General features: G+C 64.1%; 12 protein-coding genes. 2 read left to right on the forward strand and 10 right to left on the reverse strand.

Going from position 1 to position 15,607, the window contains the following annotated elements; genetic code table 11:
- The gene (locus OTER_RS15120; protein ID WP_012374039.1) at positions 1–1,299 is read right to left on the reverse strand and encodes a site-specific integrase; all 1,299 of its coding nucleotides are present in this window, start codon (positions 1,297–1,299) and stop codon (positions 1–3) included.
- A gap of 101 nt (positions 1,300–1,400) precedes the next feature.
- A complete protein-coding gene (locus OTER_RS15125) occupies positions 1,401–2,000 on the reverse strand; it encodes a JAB domain-containing protein (RefSeq protein WP_012375795.1) in 600 nt (199 codons plus the stop codon).
- A 92-nt stretch (positions 2,001–2,092) separates the two neighbouring features.
- Here OTER_RS15125 and OTER_RS15130 point away from each other — a divergent pair, with 92 nt between their 5' ends.
- On the forward strand, positions 2,093–2,836 hold the full coding sequence (locus OTER_RS15130) for a ThuA domain-containing protein (protein WP_012375796.1): 744 nt from the start codon (positions 2,093–2,095) through the stop codon (positions 2,834–2,836).
- A gap of 85 nt (positions 2,837–2,921) precedes the next feature.
- On the opposite strand, the gene OTER_RS15135 is transcribed toward OTER_RS15130, so the two are convergent.
- From OTER_RS15135 to rnc, 4 genes are all read right to left on the reverse strand, one after another.
- Positions 2,922–3,434, reverse strand: coding sequence for a hypothetical protein (locus OTER_RS15135; RefSeq protein WP_012375797.1), 513 nt, complete (start codon positions 3,432–3,434; stop codon positions 2,922–2,924).
- 134 nt (positions 3,435–3,568) lie between these two features.
- Positions 3,569–4,555 carry a peptidylprolyl isomerase gene (locus OTER_RS15140; RefSeq protein WP_012375798.1) on the reverse strand — a complete coding sequence of 329 codons (987 nt, stop codon included), beginning with the start codon at positions 4,553–4,555 and terminating at the stop codon, positions 3,569–3,571.
- A complete protein-coding gene (mfd, locus tag OTER_RS15145; protein WP_012375799.1) occupies positions 4,552–8,169 on the reverse strand; it encodes a transcription-repair coupling factor in 3,618 nt (1,205 codons plus the stop codon). Before mfd ends, OTER_RS15140 begins: the two co-directional genes overlap by 4 nt.
- A gap of 188 nt (positions 8,170–8,357) precedes the next feature.
- Complete coding sequence (gene rnc / locus OTER_RS15150; RefSeq protein ID WP_237702367.1) at positions 8,358–9,062, reverse strand: ribonuclease III; 705 nt, start codon at positions 9,060–9,062, stop codon at positions 8,358–8,360.
- A gap of 190 nt (positions 9,063–9,252) precedes the next feature.
- On the opposite strand from rnc, the gene OTER_RS15155 reads away from it, so the two are divergent.
- On the forward strand, positions 9,253–9,825 hold the full coding sequence (locus tag OTER_RS15155; RefSeq protein WP_012375801.1) for a hypothetical protein: 573 nt from the start codon (positions 9,253–9,255) through the stop codon (positions 9,823–9,825).
- Between the two features lie 224 nt (positions 9,826–10,049).
- On the opposite strand, the gene OTER_RS15160 is transcribed toward OTER_RS15155, so the two are convergent.
- The 4 genes from OTER_RS15160 to OTER_RS15175 all read right to left on the reverse strand — a co-directional run bounded on the left by OTER_RS15160 (position 10,050) and on the right by OTER_RS15175 (position 15,571).
- Positions 10,050–11,468 (reverse strand): MFS transporter, encoded by a 1,419-nt coding sequence (locus tag OTER_RS15160; RefSeq protein ID WP_012375802.1) that lies wholly within the window; start codon positions 11,466–11,468, stop codon positions 10,050–10,052.
- Positions 11,469–11,612: 144 nt separating this feature from the next.
- Entirely contained in the window at positions 11,613–13,040 is a 1,428-nt protein-coding gene (locus OTER_RS15165) for an MFS transporter (protein ID WP_012375803.1), read from the reverse strand.
- A gap of 224 nt (positions 13,041–13,264) precedes the next feature.
- Entirely contained in the window at positions 13,265–14,380 is a 1,116-nt protein-coding gene (locus OTER_RS15170; RefSeq protein WP_158305448.1) for a C1 family peptidase, read from the reverse strand.
- Positions 14,381–14,620: 240 nt separating this feature from the next.
- Positions 14,621–15,571, reverse strand: coding sequence for a class II fructose-bisphosphate aldolase (locus OTER_RS15175; RefSeq protein WP_012375805.1), 951 nt, complete (start codon positions 15,569–15,571; stop codon positions 14,621–14,623).
- Between the last annotated feature and the right edge of the window lie 36 nt (positions 15,572–15,607).

Consider the following 15,607-nt stretch of genomic DNA (forward strand, 5'->3'; position numbering starts at 1 on the left):
TCACCTCGCCGGCCACGGCATCGCCACCTGCCGCAGTGTCTTCAAGTCAGCCTTGGCGTAGATGTAGGTGGTGTCGATGTAACGATGCCCCAGGGCATCGGCGATGGCCTTGATCGGTTGATCGTGCTCCAACGCGCGGATCGCCCACGAATGCCGTAACGAGTGCGCGCCGCGTCCGGGCTGATGAACGCCGGCCTTGTGCAGGTAGTGCTTCACCACGGTGGAGATCGCCATGCTGCTCAGCGATCCGTGCGGCGCCTTGGTGCTGAGGAACACCTCGCGATGAGGCGTGCGCGGGTCGCGGTGACGGAGCCACTCGATGATCGCGTCCCCGACCGCATCGAGGAGCGGAACGATCACTTCCTTGCCGCCTTTTTGCGCGCGAAAGCGGATCTTGGCCTGCCGCCAGTCGAGATCCTCCATCACGAGTTTTGCAGCGGAGATCGCACGGATGCCATACGCCATCAGCAACAGAATGATCGCGTAGTCGCGTGCGCCATTAGGCTTCGTCTTGTCGATCGCAGCCAGCACGCGTTCGAGCGCCGAATCCTCGATGCCCCTGGGGAGCGAAGCGTGCCGATAGTGCCGCTGTCGCGGGACCAACTCGGAGAAGTCCGCCTGAGTGTGGCCGTGATCCGCGCAGTAGCGGAGGAAAGAGCGAAGGCTCGATGACAACGAGCGCACGTTGTCTTTGCTGTCCTTCATGTGCCGCTTGAGCTGCGCCTCCACCTGCTCGGCGCTGATGGTCTTGAGGCGCGGCCGTTGCACGTCGTGCTTCAGGAACTCGAGGAACGCGGTGGTGTGCGCGAGGTGGCGCTTCACCGTCACTGGCGCCACGGCGCGCTCGTCGCGTAGATGGACGATATAAGGATCGAGGATCCAACTGTAGGGCGTCACGACCTGCACCGGCTTGGGCGGAGTGATAACCTTGAGCGCCTCCAGATAGAAAAACAGATGGCGCAAGTGCGCTCGCGCGTTGTCGCGCGGCGAATAGCGGGCGCTGGTGGTGCGGACCCCGCGGAGATAGTCGTCCAAGAAAGGCTCGACCAACTCGGCGGAAATAGCCGAGGCCTTGGTGATGCCACGCTCCGTCACGTAGACGTTGAACATGCAGCAAGTGCCGAGAATGCCGCAGCCGTGGTGGATCGAATACCCGTTCTTCTTCAGCGTCAGAGCCAAACCGTCGAAGTAATCGCCCAGCGCGCCACGCCGAAAGTCAGCCAGCGTCCGTCGCTCGCAGTAAAAGTGCTCCAGGCCGCCATCCGTCGAGCGATCCAAAGAATAGTAGGGCTTGCGCATCCCACACGTAATCCACTGCGCACGCCACGTGAAGAAAGCCGCCCCGACACTGGCGCGCAAAAACCGCGGGAAACTGATTTAGCTATGTGCAGCGATCCAGCCTACGCGCAGAGCGAACCCCGAGTGAAAGGACCGCATGCACTCCACATAGCTCGGCTCGTCACATAACACAACCTATGTGCTGCAGCACATAGGTTGTGCGCGCAGATCACGGCGCTGGCGGATTCGCGGATCGCTTCGCGAAAAACCTCGCGCGGATGTGCGAGGGCGGCCGTGGCGGTGCCGGAGGTAACCTCAACGCGGCGCAGCAACCGGTTCTTGCGATTGAGGCAGAGCACCCAGAACTTTTCCACCTGCAGCCCGCGCGCGAGGGGAAAAAGGTGGTCGGCGACGAGATCCGCACGGTTCAGGACGGGGGATTCCTCGCTCTTTTGAATGAGGACGCGTTTCGCGATCTCCACGACGGTGACCAACTGCAGGGCCTTCACGCGACCGATTCCTTTGAGCCGGCGGAAGTCGGATTCCTTCCACGCGATGAGGCCGGCCAGCGAACCGGCTTCGGCGATCAGCCGCGTGGCGAGCGTGAGGACGTCCTGGCCGTGCGTGCCGCTGCGCAGCAGCATCGCGAGCAGCTCGGTGTCGCTCAGGGCGGTGGGGCCGAATTGCTCGAGCCGTTCCTGGGGCCGGTCGCCGACGGCCATCTCTCGCAGGCGATTGGGGCTGGGATATTCCGCCGCGCAGGACACACGATTGTTTTGGACAGCTTTGGGTCCGGTGCCAACTTCACAATGCCATGAATCCGCTGCGGGTTGTCGTCTGGGGAGAAAACGTGCACGAGCATACGAGTGCGAAGGTGAACGCGGTCTATCCGCGCGGCATGCATCACGCCATCGCCGAAGGGCTGCGCGATCTGCTGCCCTCGGCGGCGATCACCACGGCGACGCTGCAGGAGCCGGAGCACGGGCTCACGGAGGAACGGCTGGCGGCGACGGATGTGCTGACCTGGTGGGGCCACGTGGCGCACGATCAGGTGAAGGACGCGATCGTCGACCGCGTGCAGAAACGCGTGCTCGAGGGCATGGGGCTGATCGTGCTGCATTCCGCGCACTTCTCCAAAATCTTCAAGCGGCTCATGGGCACGAGTTGCTCGCTGACGTGGCGCGAGGCGGACGAGCGCGAACGGTTGTGGGTGTGCAACCCGGGTCATCCCATCGCGCGCGGCATCGACCGCAGCTTCGAGCTACCGGCCGAGGAGATGTATGGCGAGCCGTTTGGGGTGCCGGCGCCGGAGGAGCAGGTGTTCATCTCGTGGTTCGAAGGCGGCGAGGTGTTTCGGAGCGGCTGCTGCTGGAGGCGGGGCAACGGCCGGATCTTTTACTTTCAACCGGGTCACGAGACCTACCCGACGTATCACGATCGCAACGTCCGGCGCGTGATCGCCAATGCGGTCGAGTGGGCACGGCCGCAAGGCACGTGGGTCGACGCGGTGGTAAACGCGAAGGTGCCCGTCGAGCCGATTCGGGCGAGGAAGCACTAGGCGAGGGAAGGGGTCCCATAGGTCTTATAGGACCAATGGGACCAATGGGGCCAATAGACCGAGCGCGGACGAGGCGGAGCGCGGTCTACGCCGCGGTAACGGCTCGCGCGAGGGCGCCCGCAGGCTTCGCGGACTCCTCGGCGGCGATCGCGAGAATGTAGTCCTGGAAATCGGGATCTTCACCCTGCAGCAGGGCCGGCAGCTGTTCGCGGAAGTCCCGGCGGTGGCACCAGTCGCGCATGTAGTCGACCCACGTCTGCCACAGGCGCGCCGCCTGGCGCGACATCTTTTCCTCGTAGACGAGAATGTAGGCGCGTTCGAAGATCGAGATCAGCACCTCGAAGAGGAGGTTGCGGCGTTCGATCTGCTCGGCGGTGAAGGGTGCTTCCGGAATCGGCTGCGTCATCAACCGAAGATCCGCGTTGTCCAGCACCAGCCGGAGAAATTTCGAATAGTCGTCGGACAGCCGCAGGTAGACCTCCTCGTCGTCGTTTTGTCGCTCTTTGCGTTGTTCCGCGATGAAAACGACGATGGCGAGCGGGAGACCGACGATGGTGACCACGTAACTCAAGGCCTCGAGCCATTCGAGCGGCGTCATACCGCTAGTGAATCGCCGGCGAGATCGAGGTCAACCAGCCGAAAATTCGGATCCGGACCTCGGACCGCGCGGCAAGGGCGCTTGCGACGCCCGCACTCCCGATAGAACCGCACGGGCGGGACGCCCGTGCCACGTCAGTAGTGCTTCACGTAGCCGTTGCGGCGGAGTCGCTCCAGCCAGTGTTCCTGGCTGTTGCGCGACATCTGCTGGACGAGCACGCGCTCGATTTCGTCGCGGACCTCGTCGATCGGCTGAATGCCGGCGTATTTGCGGTCCTCCGCGAAGAGGATGAAACAGCCCTCGGGGAGAATGATGGGATCGCTGACCTCGCCCTTTTTGAGCGAGAAGAGCGGTTCGCTGAACTCCGGCTTGAGATCGGAGCGCTTCTGCCAGCCCCAGTCGCCGCCCTTGGCGCGACGGGAGTCCTGGCTGTATTCGCGGGCCAGATCCTCGAATTTTTCGCCCGCCTTGATCCGGGCCATCACCAGGTTGGCCTTGGCGCGCAGGTCTTCGTCGGTTTCGCCGTTGGCGCGCGAGAACTGGATCAGCCGCAGGTGGACGCCATCCTCCTGATAAAACCGGTCCTTGTTCTCGTTGTAGAACGTCTCGATACGGACGGGGCTGACGATGCTCTGCGACTTCCGCTGCTCCTGCCGCATGTACTGGTAGATGATGTCCTCCTCGACCTCGCGGCGATACTCGCGGAGCGTGGTGCCGCGCGAGTGGAGATAGGCGAGGAATTTTGAGCGGTCGTTGTCGAACTGCTCGCTCAGAATGTCGGCCAGCCGGTTGTCGATGAAGCTGTCGGGAATGTGCTTCTTCTCGTCCTTGCGGAATTCCTTCACGATCAGGACGCGGTCGATGAGGCTCTGGATGACGTCGTCCTGGAGTTGCTCGAGCTTTTCGTTGAACTCGCGCTCGTTGCGCGCCTCGCGCTGCAACTGCGCGATCAGCGGCGCGATCTCGCGGCGAACGTCGTCGACCGTGATGACCTTGTCCTCGACGATGGCGGCAATGCCGTTGGCAAATCGGAGGTTGAGGTTATCTCCGGCCTCCTGAGCGGCGAGAGGGACAGCCAGGAGCAGCGAAAGCAGGGCGAAACGAAAACGGCCGATCATCATGTCGAGGGCGGGCTGGGCAGATTGTGCAGAAACGCGATAATTTCCTTCAACCGTAGGAGGGGTGTGGAGGCGGTCAACCTTGGAAACCGGGTGCCGACCTGCACCCAGTCGTCGCGGCGGCCGCTGTTGCGCAGACACTTCAGGCGGTTGGCCTCGGTTTCGACGGAAAGGATATTTGTTTGTTCCGCCAAGATGCGTATTTGCGTGGTGAGCAACAACGCCCGCACGTCGGGGCCGATTTTCCCGAAACGGTCCTGCAAGGCGGCTTCGATCTCCTTCAACTTGGCCGGCGAGTCGGCCATCGCGAGCTTGCGATAGAAATCGATCCGCAAGCGCGTTTCCGGGATGTAAGCGGCAGGCAATCGGGCCTGAATCTTTGGCAATTCGGCGACTTGGGCGTCCTCAGCGTCCCGGAGCGCCGTGTAGCCGTCCTGGTGACGGCCGCGGGCGGAGGACGGTAAGGCGGCGATTCCGCTCGCCGCCGGAGCGGTTGCAGGGGCGTCTTTGGCTTTCCCGGCGGGCAACGGAGGGCCCGCCCTCCCTTCCGCTTCGCCGACGATCACGAAGTCGAGCTTCACGCTCGCGCGAATGGCGGCGGCGGTCTTTTCGCCTTTCAGCCGGGCGACGGATTGGCGGAGGAGCTGGCAATACAGCTCGAAACCGACGCCGACGATGTGGCCGCTTTGCTGGGCCCCGAGCAGATTGCCCGCGCCGCGGAGCTCGAGATCGCGCATCGCGATGCGGAAACCGGCACCGAGCTGGGTATGCTGGCGCATCGCGGTGAGCCGCTGGCGCGCGACATCGAGCAGACGCGTGTGGCGGTGGAGGAGCAGGTAGGCGTAGGCTTGATGCTTGAACCGGCCGACGCGGCCGCGGAGCTGATAGAGCTGCGACAAGCCGAACCGATCGGCGCCCTCGATGAGGATGGTATTGCAGTTCGGGATATCGAGTCCGCTCTCGATGATCGTCGTGCAGACAAGCAGCTGGTAGCGACCGGCGACGAACTCGGTCATCACTTCCTCGAGATCGGCCGCTTCCATCTGGCCGTGGCCCACGCCGATGGTGACGTCCGGCATCAGCTCGCGCAGCCGCGCGGCGACGAGGTTGATCGTCTCGATGCGATTGTGGAGGTAGAACACCTGGCCGCCGCGGCGGAGCTCGTGGCGGACTGCGTCGATCACCAGCTTCTCGTCGTAGGTTTTGACGACGGTCTGGATCGGGTGGCGGTTGGTTGGCGCGGTTTCGATCACGCTGAGGTCGCGTGCGCCGGTGAGCGCGAGATAGAGCGTGCGCGGAATCGGCGTGGCGCTCATCGAGAGCACGTCGACGGTCGAGCGCATCTGCTTGAACACTTCCTTGTGCTTCACGCCGAACCGCTGCTCCTCGTCGATGATCACGAGCCCGAGATCGCGGAACTTCACGTCGTGCTGCAGCACGCGATGCGTGCCGATGAGGATGTCGACCTGCCCGGCCGCGGTGGCGGTCAGAATTTTTTTCTGATCGGCGCGCGAGCGGAACCGGCTGACCATCTCGATCGCGATCGGGTAACCGGCCATCCGTTCGCGAAACGTGTTGAGGTGTTGCTGCGCGAGGACGGTCGTCGGCACCAGCATCGCGACCTGCCGGCCGCCCTGCACGGCCTTGAAGGCGGCGCGGATCGCGACCTCCGTTTTGCCAAAGCCGACGTCGCCGCAGATCAACCGATCCATTGGCTGCGTGCGTTCCATGTCGGTCTTCGTTTCTTCAATGGCGCGCAGCTGATCCCGGGTTTCGGTGAACGGGAATGACGCTTCGAATTCCTTCTGCCAGGTGGTGTCCGGTGGAAACGCGAAGCCCGGCTGCGCCTCGCGTGCGGCCTGGATGCGGAGCAATTCCGCGGCGAGATCGATCGTGGCCCGCTCCGCCGCGAGCCGGGCTTTCTCCCAGCGGCCTGAGCCGATCCGGCCGAGCTGTGGCTTGGTCTTGCTGAGCCCGACGTAGCGGCTGATCAGGTGCGATTCCTGCAGCGGCACGTGCAACGTCACGTGGTCGTCGAACTCCAGCGAGATCACCTCGCGGACGCCCTGCGCGGTGTCGAGCTTGGTGAGCCCGCGGTAATGGGCGATGCCGTGCTGCAGATGCACGACGAAGTCGCCTTCGACCAGTTCGGAGAAATCGAGCAGCTGATCGATCTGCGCGCGCTGGGCCATCGCGCGTGGATTCAGCGCGGGCCGCCGCTGACGCTGGCGACCGAAGACTTCCGTTTCGGTGACGACGACCAGACCGCGGACTTTCGGGGGGAGACTGGGCCAGGTGAGGGTGGGGGGGGTCTCCTCTGGCTTGGCTTCCGGAGGCGAAGGGTTGGCTCCGCGAAACGTGATCCGAAAACCCTCGTTGAGCGTGCCGCGGAGGAACTGCGGCTGGATGCGTTTGAGCTTGGCGTCTTCCTGCAGGATCTCGCGGATCCGCTGCTCTTCGCCCTCCTTCGAAACGACGAGGAAAACAGCGAAGCCGGATTGCCGCCACGCGGCGACCTGCTGCAGGAAGCGTCGCCGCGCGTCCTCTTCGACCTGCAGGCGTTCCTGCGCCACGAGCGCATCCTCTGGATAATGGCGGTGGTGCGAGAGACTTTCGGAGTCCCACGTGCTATCGTCGTCGGCGTCTTCGAGCAGCGCGGCGGCTTCATCGAGATCGCTCACGCCGAAAATGGCGGCGCATTTTCCCAGGAGGGCGTTGAGGGGATGAACCGGAGAAACGGCCGCAGACTCCAAGCCCACGGGGGGGACGCCGGTGGCACCGTCGGCCTCCCGGGCGAGCTGGCTGAGCTTTTCTTCGAGCGCGGCGGGCTCGATGAGCACCAGATGCGTTCGCGGCGAAAGGTAATCCGCGATTCCCGTTTTCGACGGATCCAGCCGGACGCGGGACGAGGCGGAGATTGTGATCGACTCGACGGTCGCGCCGGAGCGCTGCGTGACCGGATCGAACTCGCGGATGGCTTCGATCTCGTCACCGAAGAAGTCGAGCCGATACGGCGTGTTGGCGGTCACCGGGTAGACGTCGATGATGCCGCCGCGGATCGCGTAGTGGCCCGGCGCTTCGCAGACCGCCTCGGAATCGTAGTCCAGTTGTTGCAGTCGCTCGAGCAAGCCTTGGAAAGATTGGGTTTGTCCGCGGCTGAGCGTGAACTCGCGGGTGGCGAACTCCTCGAGTGCGGGCACCGGCTGCAGCAGCGCGCCGGGCGTCGTGACGATCACGAGCGGCGGCAGCGCCGTGGCGCCGCCACGCCGGCGCGCTCCACCGACCTCGGAGGAGGTGGCGACGCCCAGCGAACGCGTGGCGCGGAGCTTCGAGAGGACGGTGAATCGGTCGTTGGAGGCGGCGAAGGCCTCCCGCATGTCGCCCGCGTCGGGCATCGATTCAGGGAACACCAGCGTCGTCTGTGCGTGCGGCAGTTGCGCGGCGCCATGGAAGAACGCCGCGTCTTCCGCGAGCCGCTCCGCGGCTTTGAGATCGGCGGCCACGACGATCCACACCGGCGCGGGATGACGCAGCGTGAGCTCGGTCAACACCGCGCCCTGCGCTGACGGGGTGATGCCGGTGAGCTTGTGGCGCGCGCGTGTGGCAGGATCAGCCATCGAAGAGGGAAGGAGGAAACAGCGGAACGCGCGGAGCGCAACACAGGGCGCCAGCCGCCCCCGGGTTCCCGGCGGCTGCGTTTTGGGTCCGAGTTCCGCGCCGCGGAGGCGCAGTGCGGAATGCGGTTCGGGAATCGACGCTTCGGCGACGGTCCCAGGCGGGACGCGAACCGGACTCGCCCACAGGGTTACTGCGCCTTCAGCGTCTCCAGCGCCACTCGCGCGGCGGCCTCTTCGGCGAGTTTTTTCGACGGTCCGCGGCCCGAGCCGAGGACGCGATCGTGGAGAAACACAGCCACCTCGTAGGCGCGGGCGTGATCTTCACCTTCGATGCCCGTGACCTCGTAGCGCAGCGCCTGGTTGCCGTATTCCGGTTGAATGAGTTCCTGCAACCGGCCTTTCGGATTCTCCTCGTTGACCACGCCCGACAGCCGACTGGGCAGATCGCCGTACAGCCCGAGCACGATCCGGCGCGTGAGCGCCAGGTCGCTGTCGAGATAAAGCGCGCCCACCAAAGCTTCGAAGGCGTCTTCCAAGGCAGACGATCGCGTGCGTCCACCAGAAGCCTCCTCGCTCGAGCCGAGGAGCAGACACCGATCGAGCTGCAACTCGCGCGCGAGCTCGACGAGAAAGGCGCCTTTGGTGAGGGCCGCGCGACGGCGGCTCAACGGTCCCTCGCGATCGCCGGGAAAAAGTTCGAAGAGCGCCTCCGTCAGGATGAGCTGCAGCACGGCGTCACCCAAAAACTCCAACCGCTGGTTGCTCTCTGCGATGTCCGGATTCTCCGGGAGATAGGACGTGTGCGTGACCGCACGTTCGAGCAAAGCCGGATCCCGAAACGTGTAAATCAGCCGGGTCTGCAGGGCTGCGAGAGGTGAGGGAGAGTCGGACACGCGAAGGACAGGCGTTGCCACCAAGACTTCCGAACGCAGGGAAAACACAAATCGAAATCGCAGCGGGGTGAAGACCTGCGGCGCACTCGCAGATCGGCGGCAGAACCGAGAATCGAGTTTATTTTTGGCCGGCCGATGTCATGTTCGAGCGCACGATGGTCCGAGAGTGCGGGCCTCGGCTTTACCCCGAATGAAAACGCTTCGTCTTGTTTCAACGATCGCGGTGCTGGCTGGTGGGCTCGCAGCGAGTGCTGCGTCGAGTTCGCTCCGCGCCGCCGAAGTGGAGACGCTGATCGACTTCACCGACAGCCGGCGTGATCCCGACGGCACGATCTATCACGCCTACGAGTACGTCTGGGACACTTGGGACAAGCACGTACTCGATCTGCCGCGGCGCGGCACGCTGATCCAGGCGCCGAGCGGCCGGGGGACGATGGGCGAGAACAAGACGATGGTTGATTTTCGCGACGCCCACGCGCTGCACCTCCATTTCGTGATCGGCAATCAGAACAGCGCGCAGAAACTGGTGTTCGCGCTCGAGGACAGCGACGGCACGGTGCAAGCCTGGAACATCCCGCTCGCCGGGCTGCCGGTGGGCCGCGAGGTCCGACAGCTGATCGACCCGGCGAAACCGGCCAACGAGGAGAAACCTGGCAAGAAGCCCGGGCTGAACTGGAAGAAGATCTCGACGTGGCAGCTCAAGGGCGACTGGTCGGCGCCGAACGTCGAGGTGCTGCTGTTGCGGCTGACCGCGGATAAATAAAGCCGAGCGCGCAGAGCCAAGAGCTGAGAGTGAAGAGCTGAGGGCGCACCAAGGTGCGCCCCTACGGGCGAGGCGTGGCGCGAGAGGCTATCATGCGCTTTGATCGAGCAGACCAAGGTAGGGCGCTCACTCCGTGAGCGCCGCGAAGGTCAGAGGACTTCCCGGCGGGCAGCGGAATGCCCGCCCTACCTCAGAAACGGTTCTACGAACGTGCATGACCGTCTCTACACTTCAGACGGCAGTCCGGCGGCGATGCGGCGTTGCTTGAGCTCGGCGTTCATCTCGTTCACGCGCTGATCGGTGAGCGGATAGAAGTGGAAGATCACGAGCGCGAGCACGCCGAAACCAACCGGCACGAGGCTCATCATCAGTACGAGGTTGTTTTTGACCTCGGGCGTCGGCGCCATGTCCGCGGTGAACCCGACGAACGCGAGCGCCTGGAACGCGACGAACGCGGCGAGCGCCCAGCCGACCTTCTGACTCATGGTTGAGGCCGAAAAGACGAGGCCGGTCGTACGCCGGCCGGTCTTCCACTCGCCGTAATCGGCGGTATCGGCATACATCGCCCAGAGCAGCACGGGCAGCGCGGCGCCGAACAGGCTGAACAACGCTTCCGCTACGAAAATCTGGAGCAGTTGGCCGGGCTGGAGGAAATAAAATGCTCCCGCAAAAACGATCGCGAGGACGAATCCGCCGATGAAGAGCGGACGTTTGGCCCACCGGGTGGACAAGGTGCTCGTCAGCAGCACGCCGATGACTGCGCCGACCTGGCTGAACGTGTTGAACGCCGAGAGCAGCGTCGTCATCGTGAACGAACGGCCGAGGAACGGCAGCGGCGTGTCGGGATTTCCGTCGTAGATGAAATATTTGAAGTAGTGCGCCGAGACCGAGGAGTGGATCCCGAGATGCAGGATCCAGATCAGCGTGGTCGCCGTCAGCAGCAGCCAGGCTTTATTGGTGAGGATGAGCTTGAGGTCACGGCGCACCGAGGTGTTGGCTTCGGGCATCGGTTTGATCCGCTCGCGCGTGCCGAAAACGGTCAGCATGAAAAAGCCGATCGCGACGACTCCGTAGACGACGAACGCCAGTTGCCAGCCGCGCTGCGCGCTGCCGCCGCCGAGCGCGTCAACGATCGGCAGCAGCGTGGCCGAAACGACGAGGTTGGCGGCGAAGGCGAACATGAATTTCACCGAAACGAGTTGCGTGCGGTCCGACGCGGCGGTCGTCATCACCCCCAGCATCGAGGTGTAGGGAATGTTCACCGTCGTGTAGAGCATCATGAGCCCGTTGTAGGTGAGATAGGCCCAGACGAGTTTGCCCATCGGTCCGAGGTTCGGCGTGGTGAACGTGAGCACGCCGAAGATCGCGAACGGCACCGCGCCAAACAGGATGAAAGGGCGGAACTTGCCCCAGCGCGTCTCCGTGCGGTCGGCGAACAGGCCGATGATCGGATCGTTGATGCCGTCCCAGATCCGGCTCACGAGCAGCATCGTGGCGAGCGCGGCGGCGGTGATGCCGAAAATGTCGGTGTAGAAAAACGGCAGGTAGACCATGAACGTCCGCCAGTAGAGGCAGGACGCGAAATCGCCGCAGCCGTAGGCGAGTTTTTCGCGGACGGGGAGCTTGAAGGTCGGGGTGCTCATGGGGTGGATTTCAGGCCGGAGGCAACCAGGCCGGGCAGGTGGAGCCCGCCCGTCGCGGTGGGCTGAAGGAGGGGCGGCGGCTTTAACCGGCCAGGACGGCGGATTCCAACCTGCGGGCTGGTTCGAGTTGGGAGAGGACGCGGATTACGCCGGCGTCGATTCGCCGATCGCGTCGCGGCGGGCCTTCAACTCCGTTTCGATCTGCTGCATTTTTTTCTCGTTCAGCGGATAGAAGAGGATGAGCACGATCGCGAGGATGCCGAACGCCGCCGGGAAGATGCTCATCAGCTTCACCAAACCGTGCAGCGATTCCGGCGTCTGGTCGACATTGGCTTGGAAACCGACGCTGGCCATGAGCCAGAGCGCGACGCCGGCGCCGATCGCCCAGCCTTGTTTTTGGGAAAAGATCGAGGCGGAGAACACGAGACCGGTCGCCCGGCGACCGCGCTTCCATTCGGCGTAGTCGGCGGTGTCGGCATACATGGCCCAGAGCAGCGCGCTGAGCGGGCCGCCGGTGAACGAGCCGATCAGGTTGATTCCAATGATGAGGAACACCTGGCTGGGTTGGAGCAGGTAGTAGGACGCGGTGCTGAGGATCGCGATGATGAACATCCCGATGAACGTCCGCTTGCGGCCGGCCAGCCGAGCGAAGAACGGAATCGCCATGACGCCGAGGAGCGAGGCGAGCTGGCCGCTGGTGTTGAAAATCGAGACGAGGCTTTCGAGATGCCATTCCTGCGTGCCGCCGATCTTCGGCAGCCACGCGGGCAGCGTCACGGTCTGGGTGCCGACGAAATACTTGAAATAGTGCACCGTCACGCTGCTGCGCAGCGCGACGTAGAGGATGAAGGTGATCGTGGTCGCGAGCAGGATCAGCCAAGGAACGTTGGTGATCAGATCGAGCAGGTCGCGGCCGACGGACGTCTTCTGCGCCTTCGGTGGCTGGACGCGCTCCTTCGTGTTGAAGAACGTGATCAGAAAGAAAACAATCGCCGCGACGCCGATCACCACGAACGTCATCTGCCAGCCGCGGGCGTCGTTGCCGTGACCGAAGACCTTGGCCAGTGGCAGCACCGTGGCGGACACGATCATGCCGGCGGCGAAGGCGAAGACGAATTTGATGGAGGAAAGCGTGGTGCGCTCGTTGGGGTTGGGCGTGAGCACGCCGAGCATCGCGGTGTAGGGAATGTTGATCGCGGTGTAGAGCAGCATCAGCCCGTTGTAGGTGATCCACGCCCAGGCGAGTTTACCCGTCGGTCCGAACTCGGGCACCGTGAACGTGAGCACGCCCATGATGGCGAACGGCACGCAGAGCCAGAGCAGGTAAGGCCGGAACTTGCCCCAGCGCGTCTGCGTGCGGTCGGCGATCATCCCCATGACCGGATCGAAGAACGCGTCGACGCTCCGACTCAGCGCGAGCATCGTGCCCGCCGCCGCGGCGGCGATGCCGAAGACGTCCGTGTAGAAGAACGTCAGGTAGACCATGAAGGTCTGCCAGTAGAGGACGGAGGCGAGGTCGCCGAAACCGTAAGAAAGCTTTTCTCTGAGCGGTAAGTGCGAGTCAGCAGTCATAGTGAGGGTGTTGGCCGGACAGGAGCGGCGGACGCGTGGGGGTGATGGGGACGCGGGCCAGCCGCGGGCGCGACTTCAGCGGGAAAAGCCGCGGGCGTCGAGGTGAAGTTGCCGTCCGCTGCGGCGGAAAATTGAGAACGCCAGCCGCGGAATTGAGAAAGGATGCGGCGGTGGAGGGGCGAACGGCTCCATGTGAGCGGGCGGGACGCCCGCGCTCGCAGAGCTCACCCGCGCTGCACCTCCAGCAGGACCGCACTGTGCAGGTGCTTCTTCAGATAACCGTAGGTCACCGTCCCGTAGCCGCCCTGGCCCCAGTCGGGACCCCACGAATTCTTGAAAATGAAGACGACATCTTCGAGCCGATTGGTCGTGCAGCGATAACCGACGAGCGTCACCGCATGCCCGCCGTCCTCGAGTGGTTTCTGGTCGATCAGGCTGCCGGTGCGGATCGAGCGGTAGTGCGGCCACTCCACGCCGATCGGAATCGGGATCCCGGCGTTGAGCGCATGGACGATATTGTTGACGGCCGTGCCGGTGTTGCGGCCGGGAATCGGCAGCACGAACACGCGCTGATGCGTGCGCGCCTCATCCACGATAGCGGGCGCCGGGTCTTCGATCTCGGAGATGGCGCGGCCGAACCGGTTCGGCATCGACGATTGCAGCGGCACGCCGTAGGTGCGCAGCGCGAGCACCACCTCGTTCAACGAAAACCCCTCGTCGGCATTGCCGGCGGCGTCGGTGGAATTCTCCGCGCCCTCGGCGTTGGCCGCGATCGGCGTGACGACCCGCTGGACGGTCTTGCGCGTGGCCCAGCTGAGATACTCCTCGGAAAGTTTACTCGGTTCACCCGTCAGCTCGGCGGCTTGGAATTCGAGCGCGCTGACGATGGCGAACACGGCGCAACTCGGCCGGCGGCCCTGGCTCCTCACCGCCAGTTCCATCTGAAAATACTTCGGGCGGAGATCGACTTCCGCGTTGATCGTCGCGGGTTCGCCGAATTGCCGCAGCAGCCGCTCGAGCTTGGCGGTCACCGCACCCGTCGCGCCCGCGGCCGGCCGCGCGGTCGGTTTTGATGGCGGCGGGCTGGGCGGCGTGGCGATGGCCTGCTCGGCGGCGGCCTCCGTGGCGGGATCGTAGCCGAACTTCTGCTGCCACTCCGGCGAAAGATCACGCAGCTTGATCGACGTCATCCCGCGCGAATGCGTGATCATTACGGTGCGGGCGTTCACGGAGCGGACCTTAACGTCGCGATAGGTCGCCGCGCCGACGGTGAACGTGTCGAAGTGCGTGCCTGCCGGAATGGAGGAGGGCGCGCCCAAAGCCGGGGGCGTGGCGGCCAAGGCGAGTGCGAGGGCGAGGCAGGCGCCGCGGCCAAGCCGCGGGTGCGCAGCCCGTCGGGGACGGCGGGCTCCATCTGTTGGATCACTCGGCACGGGCTCCATGCTGGCGAAAGTTTTTAAGCAGAATCGCGGTGTAATGGCAATCCGCGGGGGCAAACGGCGTGGCTGCGCGAGCGCGAGGCACAAAAAAGTGCGGTCCCCGGAGGGACCGCACTGAAAGCGAACGAGGCCGCGATGGGCTTACTTGCCGAGGCTCTTGCGGAGGTCGGCCAGCTGATTCTCGGAGCCCAGCAGCTTGTTGCGGCTCGCGATGAAGTTGGCGTATTCCTGCATGTAGATCTTGCCGGGCGCGCGGAAGTCGAAATCCGCCGGCTTGTCGCGGAAGAACTCGCGGTGTACGCGGGTCCAGACCAGCCGACCGTCGGTGTCGATGTTGATCTTGGTGACACCGAGCTTGGCCGCCGGGAGGTACTCGTTGACGTCGACGCCAACCGCAGCGCCGAGCTGACCGCCGGCCGCGTTGATGCGCTTCACCTCGTCCTGCGGGACGGAGGAGGAACCGTGCATGACGAGCGGGTAGCCCGGCATGATCGCCTGGATCTTCTTGAGCACATCGAAGTGCAGGGACTGTTTGCCCTTGAACTTGTAGGCGCCGTGGCTGGTGCCGATCGCGCAAGCGAGGCAGTCCGCGCCGGTCTTCTTCACGAAATCCTGAGCTTCGGCCGGGTTGGTGAGGGTGGCATGGCCGTCTTCGACCTTCACATCCTCCTCGACGCCACCGAGGGTGCCGAGTTCGGCTTCGACCGAGATGCCCTTCTTGTGGGCGGCCTCGACGACGCGCTTCGAGATCTCGACGTTCTTGTCGTAGGGCTCGTGGGAGGCGTCGATCATCACGGAGCTGTAGAAGCCCGAGTTGATGCAATCGTAGCAGGTCTCCTCGTCACCGTGATCGAGGTGCACCGCGAAGATGGAGTCGGGGAAGATCTCGTCGCAGGCGCGAATGATCGCCTCGAGCACCTTCTTGTCGGTGTATTTGCGCGCGCCCTTTGAAATCTGGATGATGAACGGCGCCTGCGACTGGATGCACCCGCGGAACAGGCCCATCGCCTGTTCAGCGTTGTTGATATTGTAGGCACCGACGGCGTATTTGCCGTAGGCGTGTTTGAACAGTTGCGCTGTGGTAACGATCATAAGCGTGCAGGTTGGACTAGACTGGTATTTAGACGA

The organism is Opitutus terrae PB90-1, from assembly GCF_000019965.1.
In the GTDB taxonomy this organism is placed as follows: Bacteria; Verrucomicrobiota; Verrucomicrobiia; order Opitutales; family Opitutaceae; genus Opitutus; species Opitutus terrae.

What these genes read in the sequence shown, in the direction of transcription:
- OTER_RS15120 (WP_012374039.1), bottom strand. Translation starts at nt 1,299, where the DNA reads ATGCGCAAGCCCTACTATTCTTTGGATCGCTCGACGGATGGCGGCCTG.
- OTER_RS15125 (WP_012375795.1), bottom strand. Translation starts at nt 2,000, where the DNA reads ATGGCCGTCGGCGACCGGCCCCAGGAACGGCTCGAGCAATTCGGCCCC.
- OTER_RS15130 (WP_012375796.1), top strand. Translation starts at nt 2,093, where the DNA reads ATGAATCCGCTGCGGGTTGTCGTCTGGGGAGAAAACGTGCACGAGCAT.
- OTER_RS15135 (WP_012375797.1), bottom strand. Translation starts at nt 3,434, where the DNA reads ATGACGCCGCTCGAATGGCTCGAGGCCTTGAGTTACGTGGTCACCATC.
- OTER_RS15140 (WP_012375798.1), bottom strand. Translation starts at nt 4,555, where the DNA reads ATGATGATCGGCCGTTTTCGTTTCGCCCTGCTTTCGCTGCTCCTGGCT.
- mfd (WP_012375799.1), bottom strand. Translation starts at nt 8,169, where the DNA reads ATGGCTGATCCTGCCACACGCGCGCGCCACAAGCTCACCGGCATCACC.
- OTER_RS15155 (WP_012375801.1), top strand. Translation starts at nt 9,253, where the DNA reads ATGAAAACGCTTCGTCTTGTTTCAACGATCGCGGTGCTGGCTGGTGGG.
- OTER_RS15160 (WP_012375802.1), bottom strand. Translation starts at nt 11,468, where the DNA reads ATGAGCACCCCGACCTTCAAGCTCCCCGTCCGCGAAAAACTCGCCTAC.
- OTER_RS15165 (WP_012375803.1), bottom strand. Translation starts at nt 13,040, where the DNA reads ATGACTGCTGACTCGCACTTACCGCTCAGAGAAAAGCTTTCTTACGGT.
- OTER_RS15175 (WP_012375805.1), bottom strand. Translation starts at nt 15,571, where the DNA reads ATGATCGTTACCACAGCGCAACTGTTCAAACACGCCTACGGCAAATAC.